We start from the raw sequence: 1,833 nt of genomic DNA, 5'->3' as shown, positions 1-1,833 counted from the left end.
TGAAGCACGTCGAGGTCCTCGTGATAGATCAGGGAGTTAGCGCTTCTGATCCTCGGGGACCTCGACCCCTACCCGCCAACCATCACCCGGCGAGCCCTACCCCCACCGGATGTCCGAAGAGCCAGTTTTCCGTCCGCACCGGCAATGGTGTCGTACTCATCGAAGTATGGGCGTCCTACGGCGTCGAAGGCGTTCACATGCACTGTGGAGTTCGGCTCGACGAAGGCCGTCGATCGTGCGGTGGTCGTCTCGAAGAACTCGTTGAATGCGGTCGCCTGAGTGCCGACAGCCCGGTTTAGGTATTCGGTCTTAGTCCACGAGTTCCCAGCCTCCAGCATGACGGCGGAAGCGTAGAGCCACGGGTCACCCAGGAGTGGGTTGGCGACTGGTTCGCGCCCAATCGGGTAGTGCGTTGACAGGTCCATCGCTTCTTCGGTGACGTACGTGGTGGTCCCGTCGCCATTGTCGGTCGCAGAGACGTCGGTGAGGGCTGTTGAAGAAGCGCCGCTCGATTTCAGACGGTCTCCGCCTTGCTGCCAGTCCCCGCCGTAGTTGCTGGCGGTGACGAACTGATAGGACTGTCCGGCGCTCGGGCTGGTGCATGTGAATGCGAAACGAGCCGTCTCCTTTTCAAAAACCTCGATCGAGCACGGCGTCGCCGGGTCGGTGGCTTGGGCGGGGACGACAAATCCGAGCGGCAGGGTGAGAGCGCCCACAGCCAAGAGGGCGCTTCCGACTTTGGTGAGACGACGCATGAGAACTCCAAAAGCGAGAGAACAGAAAATACCTGCACGCCACCATGTGTAGGCACGTTCCCATGGAGCACTGGGGTTAGACGGTTCCGGAGCACTGGGCGATCGCGTAGGACCCGGATGAGGTGTTCTGCGAAATGACCTTGCCATCGACCTTGATCCGGCACGTGATGCGGCCGGACCCGTTCTTGTTCTGAGCCATGATCGAGACGAATGAGCCGCTCTTGAACGTCTGGGTGAACCCCATTTCGCCTGTCTTCATTTTCATCGGCAAGTCGGGCGTCGCCTGCTGCACGCCTGTCGGCGTAGTCAATGTGACGCTGGCGTTTCGACGCTCGGACGTCACCGCATTCGCTCCTGGGTCGAACACCTCATACACGACCGTTCGAGTGCTCGACACGAGCGGAGCATACGAGGACGCGCTCGATGTGTTCGAAGAGCCTGCGTTCGAGCACGCCTGAAAGCCGAAGATGGCAACGCCTGCAATCACGACGAGAGTCCACGGCCTGATGAGCGGCTTCTTGTTCGACTCTGCTGGACTATGGGACATAGGGTGCTCTCCTGCGGTTCTCGGGTGATGACCGCCCAAGTCTCACCCGCGAACACTGTTAGAGGCTAGGCGCTCGTCTTGCGCGCTTTCGTCGCTTCTGCGCGCAAGCGAGCCATGAGGCGCTTGGCGTCGGCGTCGGAGAGATGCATGTGGTCGAGCGCCACGAGCTGGCACGCTTCGAGGGCTTCGGCACGGGAGGCGAAACGCTGCTTGTCAGGACGGAACACGTCGAACCCGTCGAGATCGAAGAGAGCGTACCCGTGGCCACGCTTGTCCACGAACGTCGTCCAGTACGCGTCCGTGGACACCCAGAAGCGCGTCGGACCGAACGTGTGCCGCGCAATCAGCGCTTCGCCCGCATCCAGGAGCGCCGAAACGATCTTCTGGTTCTTGGCGTCCCAGTTAAGGGGCTCTTCGGACATCCGGTGGGGGTAGGGCGCGCCGGGTGATGGTTGGCGGGTAGGGGTCGAGGTCCCCGAGGATCAGAAGCGCTAACTCCCTGATCTATCACGAGGACCTCGACGTGCTTCA

The 1,833-nt window shown here is 61.5% G+C and carries 4 protein-coding genes; 1 reads left to right on the top strand and 3 read right to left on the bottom strand.

Annotated elements, in window-relative coordinates; all coding sequences use genetic code 11:
- Nucleotides 1–68: 68 nt before the first annotated feature.
- Both DWB68_RS15655 and DWB68_RS17095 read right to left on the bottom strand, forming a co-directional pair.
- Entirely contained in the window at nt 69–755 is a 687-nt protein-coding gene (locus DWB68_RS15655; protein WP_119426040.1) for a hypothetical protein, read from the bottom strand.
- 76 nt (nt 756–831) lie between these two features.
- Nucleotides 832–954: a hypothetical protein gene (locus DWB68_RS17095; protein WP_267896985.1), complete on the bottom strand. Its 123-nt coding sequence runs from the start codon at nt 952–954 to the stop codon at nt 832–834.
- On the opposite strand from DWB68_RS17095, the gene DWB68_RS16070 reads away from it, so the two are divergent.
- Nucleotides 953–1,213: a hypothetical protein gene (locus DWB68_RS16070; RefSeq protein WP_147391719.1), complete on the top strand. Its 261-nt coding sequence runs from the start codon at nt 953–955 to the stop codon at nt 1,211–1,213. The two genes, DWB68_RS17095 and DWB68_RS16070, sit on opposite strands and share 2 nt — an antisense overlap.
- Nucleotides 1,214–1,367: 154 nt before the next feature.
- Here DWB68_RS16070 and DWB68_RS15650 read toward each other — a convergent pair whose 3' ends face one another.
- Complete coding sequence (locus DWB68_RS15650) at nt 1,368–1,724, bottom strand: hypothetical protein (RefSeq protein ID WP_119426039.1); 357 nt, start codon at nt 1,722–1,724, stop codon at nt 1,368–1,370.
- Nucleotides 1,725–1,833: the final 109 nt, after the last annotated feature.

This window comes from Galactobacter valiniphilus (assembly GCF_003575975.1).
Classification (GTDB): Bacteria; Actinomycetota; Actinomycetes; order Actinomycetales; family Micrococcaceae; genus Galactobacter; species Galactobacter valiniphilus.
Note: the sequence above shows the minus strand (reverse complement) of the source record. Positions and strands in the feature narration are given on the sequence as shown.

What these genes read in the sequence shown, in the direction of transcription:
- DWB68_RS15655 (WP_119426040.1), bottom strand. Translation starts at nt 755, where the DNA reads ATGCGTCGTCTCACCAAAGTCGGAAGCGCCCTCTTGGCTGTGGGCGCT.
- DWB68_RS16070 (WP_147391719.1), top strand. Translation starts at nt 953, where the DNA reads ATGATCGAGACGAATGAGCCGCTCTTGAACGTCTGGGTGAACCCCATT.
- DWB68_RS17095 (WP_267896985.1), bottom strand. Translation starts at nt 954, where the DNA reads ATGGCTCAGAACAAGAACGGGTCCGGCCGCATCACGTGCCGGATCAAG.
- DWB68_RS15650 (WP_119426039.1), bottom strand. Translation starts at nt 1,724, where the DNA reads ATGTCCGAAGAGCCCCTTAACTGGGACGCCAAGAACCAGAAGATCGTT.